This window comes from Pseudomonas baetica (genome assembly GCF_019733355.1).
Lineage (GTDB): Bacteria > Pseudomonadota > Gammaproteobacteria > Pseudomonadales > Pseudomonadaceae > Aquipseudomonas > Aquipseudomonas baetica_A.
The window spans coordinates 50,625-68,950 of the sequence record NZ_JAIHLQ010000039.1 but is presented as its reverse complement, the minus strand read 5'-3'; the positions used below and the strand labels follow the sequence as shown (position 1 = coordinate 68,950).

Annotated in this window: 16 protein-coding genes; 9 read left to right on the top strand and 7 right to left on the bottom strand. The window is 58.2% G+C overall.

All coding sequences use genetic code 11. The features are described 5' to 3' along the window. Nucleotides 1–450 precede the first annotated feature (450 nt). The 8 genes from lon to cmoB all read left to right on the top strand — a co-directional run bounded on the left by lon (nt 451) and on the right by cmoB (nt 7,918). On the top strand, nt 451–2,868 hold the full coding sequence (gene lon, locus K5E40_RS27410; protein WP_260456077.1) for an endopeptidase La: 2,418 nt from the start codon (nt 451–453) through the stop codon (nt 2,866–2,868). Nucleotides 2,869–3,096: 228 nt separating this feature from the next. After that, nucleotides 3,097–3,567 carry a hypothetical protein gene (locus K5E40_RS27405; protein ID WP_221733404.1) on the top strand — a complete coding sequence of 157 codons (471 nt, stop codon included), beginning with the start codon at nt 3,097–3,099 and terminating at the stop codon, nt 3,565–3,567. A 281-nt stretch (nt 3,568–3,848) separates the two neighbouring features. Further along, nucleotides 3,849–4,268, top strand: a complete 420-nt coding sequence (locus tag K5E40_RS27400; RefSeq protein WP_221733403.1) for a hypothetical protein — start codon at nt 3,849–3,851, stop codon at nt 4,266–4,268. Between the two features lie 131 nt (nt 4,269–4,399). Beyond that, nucleotides 4,400–4,792, top strand: a complete 393-nt coding sequence (locus tag K5E40_RS27395; protein WP_221733402.1) for a protease inhibitor I42 family protein — start codon at nt 4,400–4,402, stop codon at nt 4,790–4,792. A gap of 2 nt (nt 4,793–4,794) precedes the next feature. Continuing rightward, the gene (locus K5E40_RS27390) at nt 4,795–5,430 is read left to right on the top strand and encodes a lysoplasmalogenase (protein ID WP_221733401.1); all 636 of its coding nucleotides are present in this window, start codon (nt 4,795–4,797) and stop codon (nt 5,428–5,430) included. A gap of 145 nt (nt 5,431–5,575) precedes the next feature. Continuing rightward, nucleotides 5,576–6,064: a hypothetical protein gene (locus tag K5E40_RS27385; RefSeq protein ID WP_221733400.1), complete on the top strand. Its 489-nt coding sequence runs from the start codon at nt 5,576–5,578 to the stop codon at nt 6,062–6,064. Between the two features lie 157 nt (nt 6,065–6,221). Beyond that, a complete protein-coding gene (gene cmoA, locus K5E40_RS27380; RefSeq protein ID WP_221733399.1) occupies nt 6,222–6,965 on the top strand; it encodes a carboxy-S-adenosyl-L-methionine synthase CmoA in 744 nt (247 codons plus the stop codon). After that, nucleotides 6,962–7,918: a tRNA 5-methoxyuridine(34)/uridine 5-oxyacetic acid(34) synthase CmoB gene (gene cmoB / locus K5E40_RS27375; RefSeq protein WP_221733398.1), complete on the top strand. Its 957-nt coding sequence runs from the start codon at nt 6,962–6,964 to the stop codon at nt 7,916–7,918. The genes cmoA and cmoB overlap by 4 nt, the downstream gene beginning before the upstream one ends. A 133-nt stretch (nt 7,919–8,051) precedes the next feature. Here the strand turns inward: cmoB and tadA are convergent, their stop codons facing one another. The 7 genes from tadA to treP all read right to left on the bottom strand — a co-directional run bounded on the left by tadA (nt 8,052) and on the right by treP (nt 17,380). Beyond that, entirely contained in the window at nt 8,052–8,549 is a 498-nt protein-coding gene (gene tadA / locus K5E40_RS27370) for a tRNA adenosine(34) deaminase TadA (RefSeq protein WP_221733397.1), read from the bottom strand. Beyond that, the gene (locus K5E40_RS27365; RefSeq protein WP_221733396.1) at nt 8,549–9,925 is read right to left on the bottom strand and encodes a multicopper oxidase family protein; all 1,377 of its coding nucleotides are present in this window, start codon (nt 9,923–9,925) and stop codon (nt 8,549–8,551) included. The genes tadA and K5E40_RS27365 overlap by 1 nt, the downstream gene beginning before the upstream one ends. A 117-nt stretch (nt 9,926–10,042) precedes the next feature. Further along, complete coding sequence (locus tag K5E40_RS27360; protein ID WP_221733395.1) at nt 10,043–10,333, bottom strand: PTS transporter subunit EIIB; 291 nt, start codon at nt 10,331–10,333, stop codon at nt 10,043–10,045. A 2-nt stretch (nt 10,334–10,335) separates the two neighbouring features. Further along, nucleotides 10,336–12,873, bottom strand: coding sequence for a phosphoenolpyruvate--protein phosphotransferase (ptsP, locus tag K5E40_RS27355; protein WP_221733394.1), 2,538 nt, complete (start codon nt 12,871–12,873; stop codon nt 10,336–10,338). Between the two features lie 62 nt (nt 12,874–12,935). Next, nucleotides 12,936–14,159 (bottom strand): carbohydrate porin, encoded by a 1,224-nt coding sequence (locus K5E40_RS27350; protein WP_221733393.1) that lies wholly within the window; start codon nt 14,157–14,159, stop codon nt 12,936–12,938. A gap of 97 nt (nt 14,160–14,256) precedes the next feature. Next, complete coding sequence (gene treC / locus K5E40_RS27345) at nt 14,257–15,909, bottom strand: alpha,alpha-phosphotrehalase (RefSeq protein ID WP_221733392.1); 1,653 nt, start codon at nt 15,907–15,909, stop codon at nt 14,257–14,259. Nucleotides 15,910–15,937: 28 nt separating this feature from the next. Further along, entirely contained in the window at nt 15,938–17,380 is a 1,443-nt protein-coding gene (gene treP, locus K5E40_RS27340; protein ID WP_221733391.1) for a PTS system trehalose-specific EIIBC component, read from the bottom strand. Nucleotides 17,381–17,615: 235 nt separating this feature from the next. Between treP and treR the strand changes: the two genes are divergently transcribed. Beyond that, nucleotides 17,616–18,320 carry a trehalose operon repressor gene (gene treR / locus K5E40_RS27335; RefSeq protein ID WP_221733390.1) on the top strand — a complete coding sequence of 235 codons (705 nt, stop codon included), beginning with the start codon at nt 17,616–17,618 and terminating at the stop codon, nt 18,318–18,320. The last annotated feature ends 6 nt before the right edge of the window (nt 18,321–18,326 follow it).

Below are 18,326 nucleotides of genomic sequence, written 5' to 3'. Positions count from 1 at the left end.
CGCCTGCTTTTGATCTTGATCCTCGGGCGACGTCGGAAGGCTGAGCGGAGGGATTGATCCGGGGGTGGGAGCGCAGCGACCGTTTGGCGCAGCCAAACACATCGAGAGGAGGTGCAGCGAAGCAAACCGTAGGCGATGCCCCCGGATCAATCCCGCAGCGAAGGAACCCCGAGCCCCAGCGAGCGGGCCGCACGTAGGAGCAAGCGTTTTTTGCTTACTTTTTTAGGCGCTTGTAAAAAAGTGAGTCGCCGTAAGGGCGAAACCCTAAGCCGCCGTTACCGAAGAAACGGATATACACACCAAACAACCACAACATGGTCGGCCCAAAGGCCGCCAAGTCTAAAGAAACCCTGTCAAAACCCTGAACACACAAGCAGAAACACCCCCCCCCATTGAAACCACCCAAGCCCTGCCCCATCTAAGACCCATACCCCATTGCGCAGGTGCCCCATGAGCGACCAGCAAGAATTCCCGGACATCCCAGAAGACTTCACCGAAACCGACCACATCGAGCACCACGCCGCCGGCAAAGGCCTGGCCCTGCCCGGCCAGAACCTGCCGGACAAGGTCTACATCATCCCGATCCACAACCGCCCATTCTTCCCGGCCCAAGTGCTGCCGGTCATCGTCAACGAAGAGCCCTGGGCCGAAACCCTCGAACTGGTCAGCAAATCCGAACACCACTCTCTGGCCCTGTTCTTCATGGACTCCCCCCAGGAAGACCCGCGCCACTTCAACACCGAAGCCCTCCCCGAGTACGGCACGTTGGTCAAGGTGCACCACGCCAGCCGCGAAAACGGCAAACTCCAGTTCGTCGCCCAAGGCCTGAGCCGTGTGCGCATCAAAACCTGGCTCAAACACCACCGCCCGCCGTACCTGGTCGAAGTCGAATACCCGCACCAGCCCACCGAGCCGACCGACGAGGTCAAGGCCTACGGCATGGCGCTGATCAACGCGATCAAGGAGCTGCTGCCGCTCAACCCGCTGTACAGCGAAGAGTTGAAAAACTACCTCAACCGCTTCAGCCCCAACGATCCATCGCCACTGACCGACTTCGCCGCCGCCCTGACCTCCGCCACCGGCCCCGAACTGCAAGAAGTGCTCGACTGCGTGCCGATGCTCAAGCGCATGGAAAAAGTCCTGCCGATGCTGCGCAAGGAAGTCGAAGTCGCGCGCCTGCAAAAAGAGATCTCGGCCGAAGTTAACCGCAAGATCGGCGAGCATCAGCGCGAGTTCTTCCTCAAGGAACAACTCAAGGTCATCCAGCAGGAACTCGGCCTGACCAAGGACGACCGCAGCGCCGACCTGGAACAGTTCGAGCAGCGCCTGAAAGGCAAAGTCCTCTCGGCACAAGCGCAGAAGCGCATCGAAGAGGAGATGAACAAACTGTCGATCCTCGAAACCGGCTCGCCCGAGTATGCGGTCACTCGCAATTACCTCGACTGGGCGACATCGGTGCCATGGGGCGTGTACGGCGAGGACAAACTCGACCTCAAGCACGCGCGCAAAGTGCTCGACAAACACCATGCCGGCCTCGACGACATCAAGGATCGCATCCTCGAGTTCCTCGCTGTCGGTGCTTATAAGGGCGAGATCAGCGGCTCCATCGTGCTGCTGGTCGGCCCACCGGGCGTGGGTAAAACCAGCGTCGGCAAATCCATCGCCGAATCCCTCGGCCGACCGTTCTACCGCTTCAGCCTCGGCGGCATGCGCGACGAAGCTGAGATCAAGGGCCACCGCCGCACCTACATTGGCGCGCAGCCGGGCAAACTGGTGCAGGCGCTCAAAGACGTCGAAGTGATGAATCCGGTGATCATGCTCGACGAGATCGACAAGATGGGCCAGAGCTACCAGGGCGACCCGGCCTCGGCGCTGCTGGAAACCCTTGACCCTGAGCAGAACGTCGAATTCCTCGACCACTACCTCGACCTGCGCATGGACCTGTCGAAAGTCCTGTTCGTCTGCACTGCCAACACCCTCGATTCGATTCCCGGCCCGCTGCTCGACCGGATGGAAGTGATTCGCCTGTCGGGCTACATCACCGAAGAAAAAGTCGCCATCGCCAAGCGTCACCTGTGGCCGAAACTGCTGGAGAAGGCTGGCGTGTCCAAGGGCAGCCTGAGCATCAGCGACAGCGCGCTCAAGGCCTTGATCGACGGTTACGCTCGTGAAGCCGGGGTGCGTCAGTTGGAAAAACAACTGGGCAAACTGGTGCGCAAAGCGGTGATGAAACTGATCGACGACCCCAAAGCGGTAATCAAGCTCGGGCCCAAAGACCTGGAAGCCTCACTCGGCCATCCGGTGTTCCGCAATGAGCAGGTGCTGTCCGGCACCGGTGTCATCACCGGCCTGGCATGGACCAGCATGGGCGGCGCCACATTGCCGATCGAAGCCACGCGCATTCACACGCTCAATCGCGGCTTCAAACTCACCGGGCAACTGGGTGATGTGATGAAGGAGTCGGCGGAAATCGCCTACAGCTACGTCAGTTCGCACCTGAAGTCGTTTGGCGGCGATCCGAAATTCTTCGACGAAGCCTTCGTTCACCTGCACGTACCGGAAGGCGCAACACCGAAGGACGGCCCGAGCGCCGGCGTGACCATGGCCAGCGCCCTGCTCTCGCTCGCACGCAATCAAGCGCCGAAAAAAGGCGTGGCGATGACCGGTGAACTGACCCTGACCGGGCATGTACTGCCGATTGGCGGGGTGCGCGAGAAGGTGATTGCGGCAAGAAGGCAGAAGATATTCGAACTGATTTTGCCGGAGCCGAACCGTGGCAACTTCGAGGAACTGCCGGACTACTTGAAGGAAGGCATCACCGTGCACTTCGCCAAGCGGTTTGCGGATGTGGCGAAGGTATTGTTCTAACATCCACCTTCCTCTGCTCCAGGGCTTAATCGGAATTAGCCCGCGTTCCCAGTATCAACGACTTTACTGTCGGAACGCGGGCTTATTATTCTCGCCCTTATAACCAGGTAGAAGCAGCCGAAAAAAAACCAAGTCAAAATAGTATAAAAAACTGTCAAATGTAACAGGTCCCAGGTTTCACCCGCTCGTTCACACTGCTTGCTCCGTCAACAGGCAGAGGCAATATTCATGGCAAATCGTACTGAAAAAAAAGCGGTTTTCATTGATGGCGAGTTCACTATTACCACCAAGGACGTGACCGAAGGAGCATCGGACAACCTCACAAGCTTCACCACTCAGGCGCTCGACTACCACTCCGATTTATTCCGGCCAGGGTTTCACCTGATTTGTTTTAAAGATAAAGGCCTCAGTTCCGAGAGGAGGGTGGTATTCACTTTTGGGAAAGCCAATGGTGATTTGACGATCTCTGATTATTCCGAAACAGTAGACGTTGGCACTTTCCAACAGGAATTACGTCCTCATCAATTCGAAATCATCGATAGCAAACTGACTGTAGAAAAAACGCAAATCTCACCAAACAAACACAAGTTCGTGGTCACGGCTTTCAAATTCACTGCAAAAGCTGACTTGGGCGATGAAGCTCGCGTGGTGAGTGGAAAGGGCTCGTTTCTGGTCAATGAAATGACTCTCCCCATTTAATTCGATCTTTCGGGTGTTCGAACCGCGGCAACATGCCGGCCCCTCTGAAGGAAGGCATTACCTTGGACTTAGCCAGTGGTTTGCGGGTATGGCGGACATCTTGTTCTAACAGAAGCCAACATTAGCATTGTCGACGCACGCGTTTGGCAATGCTAATGGTTATGCCAGAATCAGAGGAAACCTATCTTAAATTAGAATAAAAACCTGTCAGCTTTTACAGTATCCAGCGCGATAAATTAAGGCAAAACTTCCTGTTCCATCAAACGGCGCAAGGAAATCTCATGGACACTACGGACTCGAAATTGGCATCAGGTACATTAGAAGCCGTTTTCAGCAACTCAACGGAAAAGTTCGTCGCTACAAACGTCTACGTTTTACCAAGGAGTGGAATGAGGCTCAGAGGAACGCATTCCACCGAAAACTTTAATACGACTTCGATCGACATACACTTCCGCGACCGCATACCCGGCAATGATTCTTCAGATCTCTTGCCCCCCGGCAAGTATGAATACCCACATGAACATATAACTGTCGAATATTATGGCTTGGTAAATGGCATCGCATTCCATGCCACTCCCGTCGAGGGCAGTGTCACTGTAGTGACACAAGGTAACTTTCATTACAGTGGAAATTTTGCAATAAATTTCACTATGAACAACGAATCCTTTGAAGTTCAATGCTATTACAATCTGGAGGGGTAATAAAAAATAGGCATTTCGCCCCGCCCCCTCAACCAGCCTGCTGCAAAACGCGGCAGGCGATCGCGTTTAGCAACTCATTAGCCCTTCAGTTATGCTCACCGTTCGTCGCCAACGCCGGAGCCGCTGATCTCATGTCCCCCACTCGCCTGTTTGTCCCCCTCGCCCTGTCCTTGCTGGCCGCTTGCGCCACGCAGCCGAAACATAACGTAACCGTGGAAAAACAGAGCGAATGCCCCGTGCGGCTCAGCAGCGGGCAAAACCTGATTGTGATGCTGCCCAGCAACCCGACCACCGGTTATCGCTGGGCCATTCAGGATTCGGCAGGTGGCGTGTTGCGCGCGCTCAGCCCCGAGGTTTACAGCAACCCCGAAGATGCCGGCGTGGTCGGTGCAGCCGGACTTTCCACCTGGCGCTTCCAGGCGTTCGCCCCCGGCACCGGGCGTCTGCGTCTGACCTCGCAACAGCCTTGGGCACCAGAAGTGTTGCCGGTGGAAACCTTTGACTGCGCGATTTCGGTGAACTGATCGTGGGCTGGCTGATTCTGGCGCTGATGGGCGCGGTGACCTTCCTCTATGGCCTGAGCACTCATGCGGCGCTGCTCTGCCTGTTGGTCAAACCGTTGCCGGTGCTGGCGCTGCTCGGCTGGCTGCATGACGCGCCACCCAGCGACTATCGCCGTTGGATCAGCCTTGGCCTGATTTTTTCATTGCTGGGTGATGTGCTGCTGGCGTGGCCTGGGGATCTGTTCGTGTTCGGCCTCGGTGCATTTCTGGTCGCGCACCTGGCTTATCTCAAGGCTTACCTCAGCGACTGCAAACGTCTGGCGCTGTTGCCGTTGGTGCTCGCTGTCGCCGTCGGCGTGGTGCTGCTGGGGATTCTGATTTCCAGTGGGCTGGGACCTTTGCTGGTGCCGGTGATTGTTTACAGCACAGCGATCAGCGCGATGCTATGGCGTGCCCTGGCACGCTTGGGAACTGATGTACCGAAGCGCTCGGCGTTATTGGCAGCAGCAGGTGCACTGGCGTTCGTGTTCTCAGACAGCGTGATTGGCATAGATCGCTTCGTGTCGCCATTTCACACAGCCCCCTACGTGATCATCCTCAGCTACTGGTTGGGACAATGGTGTATTGCCGCCTCGGCGTTTAATAAGAAGGACGGTTAAAGTAAAAATTTATATCTATAAACTCCGAAAATAATTCCAAAACGTTATAAAAAACTGTCAGATCTGACAGTAGTTCGGATTTTACCCCTCCCCCTAGTATTCAGTGGTCATCTCCGACCACCCGTTGAATACAAGGAAGCATCTCATGAGCTTTTTCAAAAGCGCCACGGCTGCCAACGCTGAAGATACCGTCATCACAGTCAGCGCTGAAACAGTTGCCACGATCTCTGACCGAGTCGAATTCAACAGCCAATTTGCTGAGTTCCACGCCAATCCTGCGAGTAATCAGATTTCGCTGGTGACTCGTGCAAACGTCGGGGGTCCCACCTATCAAAGTGCAAAAAGCATAGGGCTCACGTTCGATAGGAACATTGAGCCTGGCACCTACTCTGTTACTGATCCTGAGTTTCCTTTCCAGAAGGCCTATTACGGTGAAGCGGGGGCCATCTCTGGCGCGACTACCTCTTTCACATACTATGCAAAAAGCGGAACTTTCACTGTAGAGGTCATGCAGGCTACTCCCGAGAAATTACATTACCGATTTAAGTTTAATTTCATGGGTGTCAATACACGTAATCAGGAACTGAGAATCGCAGGCGACTCCACTTACATCGTATTACTGCGACCTGTGTAATCAGCTTTAAATAATGAATGACCAGACCATACGCTTCGGCCCCGGTCATTCAGCCTTCCTCAAGGCGCTTTCCCACGCTTTATCAGACAACCCAAGCATCCCCGCGCCACTTTGGCTAAAATGCCGGCCTTTTCCACCGACACCGCCGGAAACCGCCGTGAGCAAAGAACCCGATCGCATTTTCGCCCAGCCTTTGGCCCAAGTGCCTGACTTCGCCTTCAACGAAGACGTGGTGCGGGTGTTCCCGGACATGATCAAGCGCTCGGTGCCGGGTTACCCAACCATCGTCGAAAACCTCGGTGTACTCGCCGCACAATTCGCCCAACCGAACAGCGTGCTTTACGACCTCGGCGCTTCGCTCGGCGCGGTCACTCAGGCGCTACGCCGCCATGTGCGCACCGATGGTTGCCGGGTGATCGCTGTGGATAACTCGGCGGCGATGGTTGAGCGCTGCCGCGAGTACCTCAACGGTCAGAATTCGATGTTCCAGGAGTTGCTGCCAGTCGAAGTGATCGAAGGCGATATCCTCGCGCTCGACTTCCAGCCTGCTTCAGTAGTGGCGCTGAACTTCACCCTGCAATTCATCGCCCCGGATCAGCGCACGGCGTTGCTGTCGCGCATCCGCCAATCGCTGCTGCCGGGCGGGGCGTTGATTCTGTCGGAGAAGCTGCGCTTCAACGATGCCGAAGAACACGCGTTGCTCACCGACCTGCACGTCGCGTTCAAACGCGCCAACGGCTACAGCGAACTGGAAATCGCCCAGAAGCGCAGCGCCATCGAAAACGTCATGAAGCCCGACAGCCTCGAAGAACACAGCGAACGCCTGCTGGCCGCCGGTTTCTCGAAAGTCGTGCCGTGGTTCCAGTGTCTTAACTTTGCCTCGTTGATTGCCTTGCCATGATTGATCTGTCCCCCCTCGCCCGCCGCTTGACGGGTACACCGCTGGCCGATTGGGCCAATACGCTGCAAGCGCAACTCGACAAAAAAATGGAGAAGGGTCACGGCGACCTGGAGCGCTGGCAAAGTGCGCTGGACGCGCTGCCGAAGATCCAGCCGAGCGAAGTCGATCTGCTCAACGGCCTGAAACTCGACACCGATTGCGACGAACAAACCCGCGCGCAAATGCGCACCGCGCTGATGGGCTTGTCGCCTTGGCGCAAGGGGCCGTTCGATCTGTTTGGCGTGCATGTCGACACCGAATGGCGTTCGGACTGGAAATGGTCGAGAGTCGCACCGCATCTGGACCTCAAAGGCAAACGCATCCTCGATGTCGGGTGCGGCAACGGTTATTACATGTGGCGCATGCTCGGTGCTGGCGCCGACAGCGTGATCGGTGTCGATCCGAACTGGCTGTTCTTCTGTCAGTTCCAGGCTGTGCAGCGTTACCTGTCCGAGCCGAATGCCTGGCACCTGCCGTTCCCGTTCGAAGACCTGCCGCCGAACCTTGAAGGTTTCGACACGGTGTTTTCCATGGGCGTGTTCTATCACCGCCGCTCGCCGATCGAGCATTTGCTGGCGCTGAAGGACTGCCTGGTCAAGGGCGGCGAACTGGTGCTGGAAACCCTGGTGGTCGAAGGCGACAAACATCAGGTGCTGGTGCCGGAAGATCGCTACGCGCAGATGCGTAACGTGTGGTTCCTGCCGTCGGTGCCGGCGCTGGAGTTGTGGCTGCGGCGTGCCGGGTTTACTGATATTCGGTGTGTCGACGTCAGCACCACAACGGTTGAGGAACAGCGCGGCACCGAGTGGATGAAGTATCAGTCGCTGAGCGACTTCCTCGATCCGGAAGATCACAGCAAAACCATCGAAGGCCTGCCGGCGCCGATGCGGGCGGTGATTGTCGCGAAGAAGTAAACCGATCGCCCCTACAAAGGAGATCCCCCCTGTGGGAGCGGGCTTGCTCGCGAAAGCGGTGTGTCAGGCAACATTTTAGTCGCCTGACACACCGCTTTCGCGAGCAAGCCCGTTCCCACTTTTGGGTTTGTGTTTATTCAGCGGGTTTGGCTCGGCGGGCCCGGAAGAATTCGGTCAGCACCGCGCCACACTCCTCCGCGAGCACCCCGCCTTCATACAACACCCGATGATTCAAAAAGCCCTGGGTAAAAAACTGCCCCTGGCTCTGCACAATCCCGGCCTTCGGCTCCAGTGCGCCATACACCACCCGTGCAATGCGCGAATGGACGATCAGCCCGGCGCACATGCTGCACGGCTCCAGCGTCACGTACAGCGTGCTACCCGGCAGGCGATAGTTGTTCACCGCCTGAGCGGCGGCGCGGATCGCGACCATTTCCGCATGGGCGCTCGGGTCGCTGGCGCTGATCGGGCAGTTGAAGCCTCGACCGATGATCTCGCCGTCCTGCACCAGCACCGCGCCCACCGGCACTTCGCCGAGGGCGGCGCCTTGCGCGGCGAGGGCCAGGGCTTCGCGCATGAAATCACGATCACGGCTGCGGTCGATAATCGCTGCGGGGCGAATCTGGCGCATCACTTCACCTCGATGGCGGCCATCAGGCCGGTTTCCATGTGGTCGATGACGTGGCAGTGGAACATCCAGACACCCGGGTTATCCGCCACCAACGCCACTTGCGCACGCTCGTTCTTGCCCAGCAGATAGGTATCGGTGAAATACGGAATGACCTTGTGCCGATTCGACGCAATCACCTTGAAGCTCATGCCGTGCAGGTGGATCGGGTGTTGATACTGGGTCATGTTCTTCAGTTCGAAAATATAGCTCTGGCCCAGTTTCAGGGTGGCAATCGGCCGATCCGCACAGGTCTTGTCAGTGATGTCCCAGGCTTTGCCGTTGATCTGCCACAGGCTCGGTGGCTTGCCGTTGTCGACGTTGACCGACACTGAACCGACCCATTCGAAATTGAAGTTGAGTTTCTCGGCATTCGCCAGGTCGGGCTCGGCCACCGGGTTGGCCGGCAGCGCTGGCGGCCATTGGGTCGGTGCATCGCTGTTGGCCACCGAACGCAGGGTGCCCAAACGCACCGGGCCATTACGCAGCGACAGCTCTTCGCCAGCCGCTGGAGCCTTGATCGCCAGGCAGATACGCATCCCCGGGCCGAGCCAGTATTCCTTGCCCAGCGGGCGCGGTTCGACCGGGTTGCCGTCCAGCGCATAAATCTGCGCTTCGACGCCGGGAATGTTGATGCGATAAGTCAGGGTATTGTCGAGGTTGAGCAGTCGCACCCGAGTGATCTGCCCTGCTGGCAATTCGATCACCGGTGTTGGCACGCCGTTGATGGTCGACAGGCGCCCGGCCGTACCGCCACGCGCCGCTTCACGCGCAATGCTGAACTCAACGAAATTGCCTTCATCGTCGATGTGCCAGTTCTTCAGGCTCAGGGTCTTTTCGTATTTGAAACCGGTCGGCTCGCGCTCTTCGATGATCAGCGGCCCGACCAGCCCGCGCCCCAGCTCTTCGCTGCTGCTGACGTGCGGGTGATACCAGTAGCTGCCGGCGTCCGGCACACGAAATTTGTAGTCGAAGTATTCACCCGGCAACACCGGCAACTGCGAGACATAGGGCACGCCGTCCATTTCCAGCGGCAGGCGAATGCCGTGCCAGTGGATGGTGGTCGCGACGGGCAAGTGGTTGATGAAACGCACCCGCAGCCATTCGCCCTGACGCACGCGCAATTCAGTACCCGGCGCCGACGGGCCAAACGCCCAAGCCTCGGTCGTGTGCCCCGGCACCAGTTCCACGTCCAAAGGCGCGGCGATCAGCTCGTAGTCGTGACCCGCTTCAGCGTCAGCCATTTTGCCCAGCCAGTAACGCGACGCGCCCCCCGCTCCAACACCAACGACAACAAGACCGGCCAGGCCACCGAGGATTTGGCGACGGGTAAAGGACATGAACTCAACTACCTCACGTATCAGCGACAGACCTTGAAGGCCTGTAAAAGGCGAATACGATACACCTGCGGATGAGAAACAGTAAGGGTGACCTTAGGCCGCACATCATCTACAGCCCTATAGCCGCAGACCCGTAATCAGGTGAATGACGCCGCCCTCCAGTTCCATGACGCCCGCAACACCGGCATTGCTCAGTGCCTCACGATCCATACGCGATACATCACGCAACGCCACCCGCACCCGGGTCAACGCCGCTGGTTGCTGGGATTGGAGATTATCCACACCCCCCAGCGCCGCCACGATCTCTGTGCTCAGGCCGCCAACAGGTTCGGCCTGCACTGGCGGCTCGTCCGCCACCAGATCCGGGGTCAGCGCCTTCCAGAACGCTGTCTGCAATTTATCGAACATTTTCAATTCTCCAGAGCCCGTAAAGTATCGACCGTCGCCTCGTGATACAGACGAAGCGCCTCGCGCACGTCTTCAGCACTCTCAAGCCCTTGCACCTGGTCGGCTATGGCCTTGCAGTCGAGCAGATCCACCTCGCGCACCGCCGCTTTGATCGCCGGAATCTGCGGCACGCTCACTGACAGCTCATCCACGCCAAGTCCGAGCAACAACGGCACAGCCAAGCGTTCAGAAGCCATTGCCCCACAGACGCCGACCCATTTGCCATGGGCATGCGCCGCCTTCACGGTCATCGCTATCAGGCGCAATACCGAGGGATGAAAGCTGTCCGCCTGGCTGGCCAGACGAGGATGATCGCGATCCATGGCCAGCGTGTATTGCGTCAGATCGTTGGTGCCGATCGAAAAGAAGTCCACATGCGGCGCAAACACGTCCGCCATCAGTGCCGCCGCCGGCACTTCGATCATGATCCCCAGTTTCGGCCGTTCAACGAGGCCCAGCGCCAGCGCTTCCTGCTCCAGCATCTGCCGAGCCAGATGCAGCTCCGAGAGCTGTGCCACCATCGGCAACATGATGTGCAGACGCGTCAGGTGAACACAGCCCAGGATGGCCCGGAACTGCTCGCGCAAAAGCTGCGGGCGCTCCAGACACAGGCGAATCCCGCGCAGCCCCAGGAACGGGTTGGTTTCGCTGTCCATCGGCACGTAGGCCAGCGGTTTGTCGCCGCCGACATCCAGCGTGCGCACCACCAGATTGTGCGATGGCCCCACAGCCCGGGCGATGGCGCTGTAAGTCGATACTTGTTCCTCGCGAGTGGGTGCGTGATTGCGATCCAGATAAAGAAACTCCGAACGTAAAAGCCCCACACCGGCGCCTCCCAGAGTCATCGCCTGCTCGGTCTCACTCAGCGAGGCAACGTTGGCCGTCACCTCGACGTGATGCCCGTCGCGGGTACAGGCTGCCTGCGTTGCGTGCGCGTGTTCGTGTTGATGGCGCTGGCGTTGTTGATCATGCCTGATCTGCCATTCATTGATCGCCACGGGATCCGGGTCTACGTGCAGCTCGCCCCGGTCGGCATCGAGCAACACGCGGGAGCCACTGACCAACGCCAGCATTTGCATGGGCATCCCGCAGATCGCCGGCAAACCACAGGCGCGGGCGAGAATCGCGACATGACTGGTCGCACCACCGCCAACCGTGGCGAACCCCAATACTTTGTTCGTATCGAGCCCGGCGGTCTGGGACGGCGTCAGTTGATCGGCGATCAGAATGGTCCCCTCCGGCAGCTCCAGCGCATGCTCACGAACCCCAAGGATCAGCTTGAGGACGCGCAGCCCCACGTCGACCAGATCCGCCGCCCTTTCGGCCAGCAACGGACTGCCGAGATGCTGGAAAAGTGTCGCTGTTGCCTGCGTGGCCGCGCGCCAGGCAAACGCCGCACTTTTGCCCTCGGCAATCAACGTTTGAGCCTGATCGAGCAGACCCGGGTCTTCGAGCAGTTCCTGATGAGCCTTGAAAATGTCTGCCTGCGCTTCACCCGTGGCGGTGTCGCGCAGGTGCTGCAAGGCCATATCGGCCTCTATCAGTGCATTGGCGAGGGCTTCGCGCTCTATATGCGACCCGGCGCCGAACTCTTTCACGTCAAGCGTTGGCTCGACGATCTGCATCACTCGGCCCAACGCCGAACCGGGCGATGCACAGACCCCACGCATGACCGTCAGGGCCTCAGGCTCGACCGCCTCGACCTGCACCACATCAGGCATCACATCCACCGCTTCACCACAGCCCTCGGCCAGCAATCGGGACAGCGTGTTGATCGCGGCTTCAGCGTCTTCGCCCACCGCACTCACCTGCACACGGTCACCCAGAGCGGTCTGCAACGCCATGATCGCCACCAAGGACTTGGCGTTGGCTTCAGCCTGCTGTTTGTGCAGATAAATCCTTGCTGAAAAGCCTTTTGCCGCCTGAGCGAATACCGCCGCCGGACGCGCATGCAGGCCATTGAGATTGGGCAATGTCACTGTTGCGCAGAAAAACCTTTCGCCTTCAGCGGCCGCCGGGGCCTCGCTGGTCGCCTCGCAAGTGGCGAGGCTCAACAACGGCTGGCCGAGGTCAACGAGACCGGATGGCGCAGTCAACCTGGTGAATGACTCGCCACTGACCACCAGCATCAGAGTCATCAGGCTGCGGGCGTGCAGCGCGATGTAATCGGCATCGAATTCGATCAGCGCCTGCCCGACCTCAACCCTCTGGCCTTCCTTGACCAGGCGGGTGAAACCCTGACCTGCAAGATTGACCGTATCGAGCCCGATGTGCAGCAATACTTGAACGCCGTTGTCATCGGTAATGCTCACGGCATGCCCGCTGGCCTGGACGTTGCTGACCACGCCGGCCAGCGGTGCGCAAAGGGTCGGCGACGTCGGATCGATGCACAGACCGTCGCCGATCACCCGGCTGGAAAACACCTGATCCGGCACTTGCTCCAGCGGTATCAGCACGCCGGCCAAAGGCGCCAGCAGTTGTAATGGTTGGGATGTGGCCATGACGTCACCTGCGGTTTTGTTCTTTGAAGTGCCGATGGAGCGCGACGCCCCAACAGCATCGCTTATTTCCACCAGTATTCGACCTGCAATCCGACGTTCGCACCGTGGCGTGCATTGCCGAAGGCACCGGTGTCGGACAGCGCCGAACCTTGGGCCAGTTCGTTGGCCGCACGTTTGGCGGCCTCGTTCCAGGTGGCGTACGTGTAATACAGACGCACCTCAGGGCGCGCCCAGAACTCCGGGCCCTTGGGTGACCAGGTCGGGGCAACGGTGAACTTGCTCAGCTTGCGCGTGCCGCCCGGCGCTTCGACTTGATCGTGGCCCAGTTCCGTCACCAGTTTGAACTGTTCGGTGAACGCATAAGTCGGGCGCACGCCCAGAGAAATCCAGTTCTGGTCAGCACCGTCCGGGCGAATGTCTTTCTGATACACCGCCTCGAACTGCCCGCCGAAACGCGGCGTCACCTGCCAGTCGAAAAACTCGACGATCCGATAACTTTTATTGCTGTCGTCCAGTTTGACGTTGCCGGTGTAGCCCAGCCCGGTGCCGGGGCCTTCACCATATTGCAGGGCCAGTTTGTTCTTGCCGCCCAGAAAGTCCTTCTGCACATGCTGAGTGGTGATTGCCCAACCACGGTGGGCGTCACGGCTATCGGGCTTGTCGATATAGCTCAAGCCGAACTCAAGCTGACCGCCCGGGTTGGTATTGAAACCGGCCACGTTGAAGTCGTGCCGGTTGATGTAGTCCTTTTGGTACAGATTGTCCTTGCGCGAGAAGGCGTAGCTGTATTTCAGGTCACCGATCAACACATCCTCGATCCCACCGCCCGTAGCGCTCTGGTTCCAGTAGTAGAAATCGGAAATGTGGATGTCATTACGCTTGTAGTAGCGGCGGCCAGCCCAGAGTGAACCACCATTGAGCGCGGGCATGTTCGACCACTGTGCGTAGGCCTGTGGCAGGCGAATCGAGCCGTTGTCGTCCTTGAACGTGGGCCGGCGGTCGTAGCGGTTGTACAGCGAGGCCATGCCATCAACGCTAAGCACCGAGCCATCGTCGAGGGTGTACAAATCCTGGCGCAACTCAAGCTCGCCATACTGTTCGCACTCGTTGCCCAAACGGTATTTGGTCTGCGCGCCCGGCAACTGGAAACACGATTGGCCACCGCCCTGGGTCGAGCTGCCGACGCCGCTGCGCAAGTAACCGCCGAACTCCAGCGCTTGTGATGTTTGTGGTAACGCCAGGCAAAAACCTGCGACTGCAAGGCTACGATTTATTGTTGTTTTCATAAGCCACCCCATTATTTTTGTTGTGTGATTGCATGAAATCGGCGCGCAAAACTCTCCCGCGCAGGGTTCTGCGTGTTTTTTGAAACACTGTTTTTAGTTAGATGTCAGGGTCGATCAGATGCAGGACGAACGATTCGTAAGGTCGCAAACTCACCCGTCGATTGCGCAATGGACAGTCCAGATAATTACTTATCAACAACCGCTGGCTCAGCGACTCGCCGATCACGATCGGCAGTTCGACGTCACACGGTGCGCCATAGAAATTGTTCACCACCAGCAGACGCTCCCCCGTCCCTTCGCGCAGGTAGGCCCAGACCTGCTTGTGCTCGGGCAGCAACTGTCGATATACGCCCTCTGAGATCAACGCCTCTGTACGCCGCAACGTAATCAAATGGCGGTAGTGATGCAGCACCGACTCCGGGTCGTCGAGCTGGTTGGCGACGTTGATTTGCGCGGCATTGGCCGGCACCCCGATCCACGGCTCGCCACGGCTGAAACCGGCATTGGGTTGCGCGTTCCAGTGCATCGGCGTACGCCCGTTGTCACGGGACTTCTGCATGATCGCCGCCATGTTCTCGACATCACTGGCTCCCGCTTCACGCTTGAGCCGGAAGATGTTCAGCGTTTCGACATCGCGGTACTGATCGATATGCTCGAAACCCGGATTGGTCATCCCCAGTTCCTCGCCCTGATACACGAACGGCGTGCCCTGCAGGAAGTGCAGCGCGGTGCCGAGCATCTTCGCCGAGAGCTCCCGATACTCGCCGTCGTCGCCGAAACGCGAGACCACGCGCGGCTGATCGTGGTTACACCAGAACAGTGCGTTCCAGCCGCCACCGGCCTGCATGCCGGTCTGCCAATCGGACAAAATCTGCTTGAGCTGCAGGAAATCGAATTCAGCGTGAACCCACTTTTGCAGGTTCGGATAATCGACTTTCAAGTGATGAAAGTTGAAGGTCATCGACAGTTCTTTTGATTGCGGATTCGAGTAACGAATGCAGTGTTCGAGGCGGGTGGACGACATCTCGCCGACGTTGATCAGATCGTGCCCTTCGAAGACTTCGCGGTGCATCTGCTGCAAGTATTCGTGGACGTTCGGGCCATCGGTATAGAAGCGTCGACCGTCGCTGTTGTCCTCGGGAAAATCCGCTGGTTTGGAGATCAGATTGATGACGTCCAGACGGAAACCACCCACGCCCTTGTCCCGCCAGAAGCGCATCATCTTGAACACTTCGGCGCGCACCTTGGGGTTATCCCAATTCAGATCAGCCTGGGTGTGGTCGAACAGGTGCAAGAAGTATTGGCCAGTCTGGGCTTCGTACTCCCAGGCAGAACCACCAAACTTGGATTCCCAGTTGTTCGGCTGATCGCGCCAGATATAGAAGTCGCGATAGGGATTGTCGAGGCTGCTGCGCGCCTGCTGGAACCAGACGTGTTCGATCGAAGTGTGGTTGACCACGATATCGAGCATCAGCTTGATCCCGCGCTTGCCGGCTTCGGCGATCAGCAACTCGCAATCGGCCATGCTGCCGTAACTCGGGTCGATCGCGTAGTAATCGCTGATGTCGTAGCCGTTGTCCCGTTGCGGCGAGCGCAGGAATGGGGTGATCCACAAATAATCGACACCCAGCCAATGCAGGTAATCGAGCTTGGCCACGATCCCGAGCAAATCACCTGTCGGGTTGCCGGCGTGGCTGTAAAAACTCTTCGGGTAGATCTGGTAGATCACCGAACGTTGCCAGTCTTGCATGGCACAATTCCTTCAATAAATGGAAGCGTCAGGCAACCCGATATCCAGGCCGGACAATCTTCATGCTCAGTGCACAGGTCAAAACAAACGGCACAACCATGGCGATGACCATCCCGATCACAAACATCGGGATGAACTGCGGAATGATCGAGATGAAACCGGGCAGGCCTCCGACACCGATGGCCGATGCCTGAACCTTGTTCAGCGACAGGAAGATGCAGCCCATTGCCGACCCCGTCAGTGCCGCATAGAACGGAAACTTGTAGCGCAGATTGACCCCGAACATGGCCGGTTCAGTGATACCGAAATACGCGGAAATCGCCGAGGTCGACGCCATGCTCTTGTCCCGCGCATTGCGCGTCATATAGAACACCGCCAGCGCAGCACTGCCTTGGGCGAGGTTCGACATGACGATCATCGGCCAGATGAAGGTGCCGCCTTGGGTCGAGATCAATTGCAGATCGACCGCGAGAAACATGTGGTGCATGCCGGTGATGACCAGTGGCGCGTACAGCAGTCCGAATATCGCCCCGCCGACCATCGGTGCCAGGTCAAACAGCATGACCACACCCTCGGTGATGAAGATGCCAACGTGGCGGGTCACCGGGCCGATCACGGCCAGCGCCAGCACGCCGGTGACGACGATGGTGGTGATCGGCACCACCAGCAACTGCACCGCGTTAGGCACTCGCGCCCGCAGCCATTTTTCGATGACGCTCATGACATAGGCTGCCAACAGAATCGGCAGGATCTGCCCCTGATAGCCGACTTTTTCAATCTGGAACAATCCGAGGATGTCGAAATAGGGGAGGCTCTGGCCATCCAGTCCGGCAACAGCCTTGCCGTAGTTCCACGCGTTCAGCAAGTCCGGGTGAACCAGCATAAGGCCGAGCACAATGCCGAGGATTTCACTGCCGCCAAAACGCTTGGCCGCCGACCAGCCCACCAGTGCCGGCAAAAACACAAACGAGGTGTTCGCCATCAGATTGATCAGGCTCCAGAGCCCGTCGAGTTTCGGGTAGGCATCCAGCAGGGTCTGCCCTTCGATGAACATGCCCTTGGCACCCAGCAGATTGTTGATGCCCATCAGCAGACCGGCAATGATCAGCGCCGGAAGGATGGGCATGAACACATCGGAAAACACCCGCACCAGACGCTGCATGGCGTTGATCTTCTCGACACTTTTCTGTTTAACGTCGGCGATGGTCGCTGCGGCGAGACCGGTCTGTCGGCGCAGTTCGGCGTAGACCTTTTCCACTTCACCCGGACCGATCACTACCTGATAGAGGCCGCCGGTGAAGAACGAGCCTTTGACCAGATCGATCTGGTTGAGCGTGGCGCTGTCGACCAGGCCGGGATTCTTCAGGGCCAGACGCAAGCGCGTGACGCAATGCGCGGCTTGCTCGAGGTTGTCGCTGCCACCGAGGCTTTGGAGCAACTCGCTGGCGATGTTCGGATAGTCATGGCTCATGCTTGTTCTTCCACCGTGAATTGTTGTTATTGGCAGCACGCCGAAGCGAAAAATACTCGTCTGTACGAGTTAATGCAACAACTCGTACAGACGAGTTTGTTTTTGCATATTCCCGTCAGATCGGCAGCGAATTCTCCTACCCTGCCCTTGGGTGATTTCCATTCCCCACATGGACAAAGCCCTACCCTGCCCTTAAGGTTCGACGTTTTGAGCACAGTCGGCACAGAGCCTACCCATGAGCAAATACAACCGGATCTATAGCGATCTGCTGGCCAGCATCACGACTGAACGCCTGGAACGCGGCGCCCGTCTGCCTTCGGAAACCGAACTGATGGACAGCTATCAGGCCAGCCGCGGCACCGTACGCAAGGCCATCGAGCAACTTCAGGAGCGCGGTTTCGCCCAAAAGATCCACGGCAAAGGTACGTTCGTGCTGTCGACCAACCCGATCGAGTTCCAGCTCGGCGGCATCGTTAGCTTCCAGGAAACCTATCCGCGACTGGGCAACGACGTCAGCACCGAAGTCGTCGAACTGACGCAAATTACACTGGAAGGTGCTCTGCTCGAACACATCAACGCCGAGCCCGGCTGCCCCATCACGCGAGTCAAACGGGTGCGGCGCATCGACGGTAAACGGGTGATTCTCGACATCAACCATTTCGTCACCGAGGTGATTCCCGGCCTTTCCCTCGATATCGCCAAGCAGTCGATCTACGCCTATATCGAACAGACCTTGCAGCTTCAGATCGCCTACGCCCAACGCACCATCGAGGCTGTGCCGCGCAGCAAGGATGATCAGTTGCACCTTGATCTCGATGAGCAAAGCCATGTGATCGTGGTCAGCAATCAGACCTTCCTCCAGGACGGTCGGCAGTTCGAGTACACCGAGTCCCGGCACACGCTGGACAAGTTCTACTTCTCCGACGTGGCACGGCGCTGACCGCAG